This is a genomic window from Streptomyces sp. UNOB3_S3 (assembly GCF_020740895.1).
In the GTDB taxonomy this organism is placed as follows: domain Bacteria; phylum Actinomycetota; class Actinomycetes; order Streptomycetales; family Streptomycetaceae; genus Streptomyces.
Map to the genome: position 1 here is coordinate 1 of NZ_JAILXP010000369.1, position 6,903 is coordinate 6,903.

Annotated in this window: 4 protein-coding genes and 1 pseudogene; all 5 read left to right on the plus strand. The window is 73.7% G+C overall.

Annotated elements, in window-relative coordinates; genetic code table 11:
* Positions 1–2,289: translation initiation factor IF-2 (infB, locus tag K6I33_RS29005; protein ID WP_229357509.1), on the plus strand; the 2,289-nt coding region annotated here is incomplete at its 5' end.
* Positions 2,290–2,432: 143 nt separating this feature from the next.
* On the plus strand, positions 2,433–2,729 hold the full coding sequence (locus K6I33_RS29010; RefSeq protein ID WP_229357510.1) for a DUF503 domain-containing protein: 297 nt from the start codon (positions 2,433–2,435) through the stop codon (positions 2,727–2,729).
* 54 nt (positions 2,730–2,783) lie between these two features.
* Entirely contained in the window at positions 2,784–3,236 is a 453-nt protein-coding gene (gene rbfA / locus K6I33_RS29015; RefSeq protein WP_229357511.1) for a 30S ribosome-binding factor RbfA, read from the plus strand.
* Positions 3,236–4,138, plus strand: coding sequence for a tRNA pseudouridine(55) synthase TruB (gene truB, locus K6I33_RS29020; RefSeq protein WP_229357512.1), 903 nt, complete (start codon positions 3,236–3,238; stop codon positions 4,136–4,138). The genes rbfA and truB overlap by 1 nt, the downstream gene beginning before the upstream one ends.
* A gap of 266 nt (positions 4,139–4,404) precedes the next feature.
* Positions 4,405–6,903: pseudogene (locus K6I33_RS36440) on the plus strand (serine protease); the annotation flags it as partial.

Genomic DNA, 6,903 nt, shown 5'->3' on the forward strand with positions numbered 1-6,903 from the left:
GGCATGCCCCGTCCGCAGGGTGCCCCCGGTGGCGCCCCGCGTCCCGGTGGCGCCCGTCCGGCCGGTAACCGCCCGAACCCGGGCATGATGCCGCAGCGTCCGGCTGCCGGCCCGCGTCCGGGCCCCGGTGGCGGCGGTCGCGGTCCCGGTGGCGGCGGCGGTCGTCCCGGTGGCGGCGGTGCCCGTCCGGGCTTCGCCGGCCGTCCGGCCGGTCCCGGTGGCGGCGGTCGTCCCGGTGGTGGCGGCGGCTTCGCCGGTCGTCCCGGTGGCGGTGGCCCCGGTGGTGGCGGCGGCGGTGGCTTCGCCGGTCGTCCGGGTGGCGGCTTCGGCGGTCGTCCCGGTGGCCCGGGTGCCCGTGGTGGCACGCAGGGTGCCTTCGGCCGTCCCGGTGGTCCGGCCCGTCGTGGCCGCAAGTCCAAGCGCCAGCGTCGCCAGGAGTACGAGGCCATGCAGGCCCCGTCCGTGGGCGGCGTGATGCTGCCCCGCGGCAACGGCGACACCATTCGCCTGTCGCGCGGTGCCTCCCTCACCGACTTCGCGGAGAAGATCGGCGCCAACCCGGCGTCGCTCGTCGCCGTGATGATGAACCTCGGCGAGATGGTCACGGCCACGCAGTCCGTCTCCGACGAGACGCTGCAGCTCCTCGGCGGCGAGATGAACTACCAGGTTCAGATCGTCAGCCCCGAGGAGGAGGACCGCGAGCTGCTCGAGTCCTTCGACATCGAGTTCGGTGAGAACGAGGGCGGCGAGGAGATGCTCGTCGCGCGTCCGCCGGTCGTGACCGTCATGGGTCACGTCGACCACGGTAAGACGCGACTGCTCGACGCGATCCGCAAGACCAACGTCGTCGCGGGCGAGGCCGGTGGCATCACCCAGCACATCGGTGCCTACCAGGTGACGACCGAGGTCAACGACGAGGACCGCAAGATCACCTTCATCGACACCCCGGGTCACGAGGCGTTCACCGCCATGCGTGCCCGTGGTGCGAAGTCGACCGACATCGCGATCCTCGTGGTGGCGGCCAACGACGGTGTCATGCCGCAGACGATCGAGGCCCTGAACCACGCCAAGGCGGCCGACGTGCCGATCGTGGTCGCGGTCAACAAGATCGACGTCGAGGGTGCCGACCCGACCAAGGTCCGCGGTCAGCTGACCGAGTTCGGCCTGGTGGCCGAGGAGTACGGCGGCGACACGATGTTCGTCGACATCTCCGCCAAGCAGGGTCTGAACATCGACAAGCTGCTCGAGGCCGTCGTCCTCACCGCCGACGCCGCGCTCGACCTGCGCGCCAACGCGGAGCAGGACGCGCAGGGCATCGCGATCGAGGCCCACCTCGACCGCGGTCGCGGCGCCGTGGCCACCGTCCTCGTCCAGCGCGGTACCCTCCGCGTCGGTGACACGATGGTCGCCGGTGACGCCTACGGCCGTGTCCGCGCGATGCTCGACGACAAGGGCCAGAACGTGGAGGAGGCGGGTCCGTCGACCCCGGTCCTCGTCCTCGGTCTGACCAACGTCCCGGGCGCCGGCGACAACTTCCTCGTCGTCGACGAGGACCGCACGGCCCGCCAGATCGCCGAGAAGCGCGCCGCGCGCGAGCGCAACGCCGCCTTCGCCAAGCGCACCCGCCGGGTGTCCCTCGAGGACCTCGACAAGGTGCTCAAGGCCGGTCTGGTGCAGGATCTCAACATCATCATCAAGGGCGACGCGTCCGGTTCGGTGGAGGCTCTCGAGTCCTCGCTGCTCCAGCTCGACGTCGGCGAAGAGGTCGAGATCCGCGTGCTGCACCGCGGTGTGGGTGCGGTCACCGAGTCGGACATCAACCTGGCGACCGGCTCCGACGCCATCGTCATCGGCTTCAACGTCCGCGCCGAGGGCCGTGCCACGCAGATGGCCGAGCGCGAGGGCGTCGACGTCCGGTACTACTCGGTCATCTACCAGGCGATCGAGGAGATCGAGGCGGCCCTCAAGGGCATGCTGAAGCCGGAGTACGAAGAGGTCGAGCTCGGTACGGCGGAGATCCGCGAGATCTTCCGCTCGTCCAAGCTGGGCAACATCGCGGGTGTCCTCATCCGCTCCGGCGAGGTCAAGCGCAACACCAAGGCGCGCCTCATCCGCGACGGCAAGGTCATCGCGGAGGAGCTCAACATCGTCGGTCTGCGTCGCTTCAAGGACGACGTCACCGAGATCCGCGAAGGCTTCGAGGGTGGTATCAACCTCGGAAACTTCAACGACATCAAGATCGACGACGTCATCGCGACGTACGAGATGCGCGAGAAGCCGCGCGGCTGAATCGTGTGAGCTCGACCGGGGCCGGTCGGCGGGAGAATATTTCCGTCGATCGGCCCCGGCCGTTGCGTGTACGGTTCGGGGAGCCCGTACACCACGTACGGGGTTTTGCCTCACGCCTCCCGGGTGGGCCTCACCCGTTACACATGTATGTAGGGACGCTGTCCTTCGACATCCTCCTCGGCGACGTCCGGTCGCTGAAGGAGAAGCGCTCCGTCGTCCGCCCGATCGTCGCCGAGCTCCACCGCAAGTTCGCGGTGAGCGTGGCGGAGGTCGGCGACCAGGACCTCTACCGCCGGGCCACCATCGGAGTGGCGGCGGTGTCCGGGGACCCGGGGCACCTCACGGACCTACTGGACCGCTGCGAGCGCCTGGTCGCCGCACGGCCCGAAGTGGAGCTGCTGTCGGTACGGCGGCGGTTCCACGGCGAGCACGACGACTGAGCGCGTCGGCGGCGCCGAGAGCACAATGCAGGAAGACGAGAAGGAGACGGACCAGTGGCCGACAACGCGCGGGCGAAGAGGCTGGCGGACCTCATCCGCGAGGTCATCGCCCAGAAGCTGCAGCGCGGAATCAAGGACCCGCGGCTGGGCTCCCACGTGACCATCACGGACACCCGGGTCACCGGCGACCTGCGGGAGGCTACGGTCTTCTACACGGTCTACGGCGACGACGAGGAGCGCGCCAGCGCCGCGGCCGGACTGGAGAGCGCCAAGGGCATCCTGCGCTCCGAGGTCGGCCGTGCCGCGGGCACCAAGTTCACGCCGACGCTGACCTTCGTGGCGGACGCCCTGCCGGAGAACGCCCGGACCATCGAGGACCTCCTCGACCGGGCGCGCGCCTCGGACGCCCAGGTGCGCCAGGCATCCTCGGGCGCCGACTACGCCGGTGAAGCGGACCCGTACCGCAAGCCGGGCGAGGACGAGGACGAAAAGGGCGCCGGCGCCTGATGAAGGAGAAGTACAGCGGCCCGGACGGCCTGATCATCGTCGACAAGCCGTCCGGTTTCACCTCGCACGACGTCGTCGCCAAGATGCGGGGCATCGCCCGCACCCGCCGCGTCGGCCACGCGGGGACGCTCGACCCGATGGCGACCGGTGTGCTCGTCCTCGGCGTCGAGCGGGCCACCAAGCTCCTCGGTCACCTCGCGCTGACCGAGAAGGAGTACGTGGCCACCATCCGCCTCGGGCAGAACACGGTGACCGACGACGCCGAGGGGGAGATCACCTCCTCCGCCGACGCCTCCGGGGTCACCCGGGAGGCCATCGACGAGGGCGTCGCCAAGCTCACCGGCGCGATCATGCAGGTCCCGTCCAAGGTCAGCGCGATCAAGATAGACGGCGTGCGCTCGTACAAGCGGGCGCGCGAGGGCGAGGACTTCGAGATCCCCGCCCGTCCGGTGACCGTCTCGTCCTTCACCGTGCACGCCGTGATCCCCGCCGAGGCGGAGGACGGCACCCCGGTGCAGGACCTGCTGGTCTCCGTCGTCTGCTCCTCCGGCACCTACGTCCGGGCGCTCGCCCGTGACCTGGGCGCCGACACGGGCGTCGGCGGCCACCTCACGGCGCTGCGGCGCACCCGCGTCGGCCCCTACGGGATCGGCGACGCCCGCACGCTCGACCAGCTCCAGGAGGAGCTGACCGTGATGCCCGTCGCCGAGGCGGCGGCCGCCGCCTTCCAGCGCTGGGACGTGAACGCGGAGCAGGCCCGGCTGCTGGCCAACGGCGTCCGGATCAAGGTGCCGCTGTTCGACACCACGGGCCCGATCGCGGTCTTCGGGCCGGACGGCAACTTCCTCGTGCTGGTGGAGAACCAGGGCGGACGGGCCAAGAGCCTGGCGGTCTTCGCCTAGCGGACCCGTTTCCCGGCCCCGGCAGGCTTCCACTGCGGAGCTTCCACCGTGGGGCGGGGAGCGCGTCGCCCGCGACGCCTTCCCCGCCCCACGATCCCCCTCCCACTGGTGTCTATCCATCCGGGACTGATGATTCACCCCAACGGGCAGGCGCTCGGAGTGAACCAGGGGGGTGGAAGGGGGCGCGTTCAGGATGTGATCTGGTTTCGCCGATCATCCGCTGCCTACCGTCGTGGGGACCAGCACGCCGGGGAGGTTCGACGGAGATGAACGGTCGGCGGACCGATGCCGAGGAATCACTCGTACGCATTCGCGACCTCGCGGGGCGCGAGCGCGGGACGGGATTCCTCGCCGACGACCGCGGCACCCTGATCACCAGCCATGAGGCGGTCGACGGCCTGGCCCGCCTGGTGCTGCACGCCATGGGCGATCTGACCTGCGTCGTCGGCGCGGAGAACGTCACGCCCCTGCCCGAGTACGACCTCGCGCTCGTGCGCACCGAGGGCCTGTGCGTCCCCCCGCTGCCGGTCGCCGCGGCCGTGAGCTTCGAGGGCGACAAGGACGTCCGGCTGCGCGCCGGGCGCTGGCACGACGCGCGGATCATCGGCGACGTGCCGGTCACCTACACCGCGACCGACCGCTTCCATCTGCTGGGCGCCGCGCTGGAGCTGTCCCTGTCCGGCCGCTCCGGGCTGCGGCTCGGCGAGGAGGCCACCGGCGGGCCCGTCTTCGACGCCCGTACGGGGGCGGTCGTCGCCGTCCTCGGTACCGCGCTCCAGGCCGACCGCCGGGCCGCCGGATTCGCCATCCCGCTGCGGGCCGCCGCCGCGTGCTGCCCGGGCGGGGCGCTCGCGGAGCTCCTCGACCGGAACTCCGCCACCGTCCCCGCCTTCGGCCCCGACCTCAACCTGGCCGGCGCCCTCCAGCTCACCGCCACCGCCCTGGGCTCGGTCGTCACCCCGCGCGTCTGGCGCGACCCCGTGGAGCGCCCGGAGACCGAGCGGGAGTTCGCCCGCTTCCTGGACGGGGAGCCCGGCGCGGAGAGCGACGCCCTGGTGCTCGGCCTCGTGGGCGACCCCGGCACGGGCCGGACCACCGAGCTCGGCGCGCTCGCCGGCCGCCGGGCGCGCGGCGCCGAGCCCGCGCCCACCCTCTGGCTGCGCGGCGCGGACCTGCGCGTGGGCGACGAGAGCGTGCGGGACGCGATCGCCCGGGCCCTCAAGGCCGCCGGGCGCATCGTCACCGCCTCGGCGGGCCCCGCGGGCACCATCGGCGACACCTCGGCCGCCACGCCCGAGGCCGTCGCCGAGCTCGCCCGCAGGGTCGGGCGCCCCCTGCTCGTCCTCCTCGACGGGCCCGAGGAGATGCCGCCCGTCCTCGCCCACGCCCTGCCCGCCTGGACCGCCGCGACCGTCCGCTGGCTGGAGGAGACCTCCTCCCGGCTGATCGTCGCCTGCCGCCCCGAGCACTGGGAGACCGCCGGCGCCCTCTTCCCGTCCGGCATCCTCCACCGCCCCGGCGGCGGCCTGGGCCGGGGTGAGCCCGGGCAGCCGAGGTCCGCGCCTCCTACGGCATTCCGCCGGGCGCCGTCGACCCCGCCGACGCGGCCCACCCCCTCGCGCTGCGGCTGCTCGCCGAGGTCCGCGCGGCGCTGCCCGACGGCACGGTGGGCGCCGGCGGCACCGGGGAGGCCGCCCCGGACCGGTGGGGCGTGTTCGCCGCCTATCTGGACCTGATCTGCCTGCGCATCGCCGTGCGCCTCGCCGCCTCCCGCCGCCCGCCGCTGCGCGGGCCCGCCGTCCGCCGGCTCGCGGCCCGCGTGGCCGGGCAGGTCCACGAGGCCGCCCGCCGCTGCCTCGGCCCGGGGCAGGGCGAGCTGGAGCGGGAGGCGTTCGAGGAGCTGTTCCCCTGGCGTACGGGCTGGGCCTCCGCCGTCCTCACGGAGGGCCTGCTCGTCCCGGCCGGATCCGGCTACCGCTTCGCCCACGAGGAGTTCGCCGACTGGGTGCAGGGCTCCCACCTGGACCTCGACGCCGCGCTCTACGCGCTGGTCCACCGCTGGTACGAGCCGGCGGGCCCGCCCGCCGAGGCCGCCGTCCGGCTGCCCTCCCGCACGGGCGGGAAGGGCCCGCTGCCCACGCCGGGCGGCCATGTGCCGCCGCCGCCCGGCTCCGGCGCCGCCCGGGGCGGGTCGAAGGGCCGCCGCAGACGCGGCGGGGGCCCGGCCGAGGCGCCGCGCCCGCTGCCGGTCCCGCGCCACCGGATCGGGCCCGTGCTCCAGGCCATGCTCCTGCTCGCCCGGCGCTCGGGCCCGACGGAGCTCTCCCGTCGCCTCAGCGCCCTCGTCCACGCCATCGAGACCCTCTCCCAGCGGGCGGCGGAGGCCGAGGCCAAGGCGGAGGGCACCGGCCGCCGCCTAGGCGACCCCGCCTGGTGGGCCGCCCACCTCCTGGGCGAGACCCTGCTGCGCGTCCCCGACGCCACGCCGTACCTGGGCGTGCTCCGCCTCCTGGCCGAGCGCGTCACGGCCCGCTCCCTGGCCGTCGGCGGCTTCGACAGCGAGGCCGGGCGGACGCTGGGCGGCCTCGCGGAGTTCGGCCCCTGGTTCTGGCTGCGGCTGCCGCTCGGCCTCGCCGACCGCCTGGAACTCCTGCGCGTCCTGATCCCGGCCGACGGGCCGCCCCCGGGCGCCGCACAGGAGGCGGCGGCGCTGTCGGCCGCCTCGCCGTCGGCGAACGGGACGGCACGGGCGGCGGTCCCGGCGC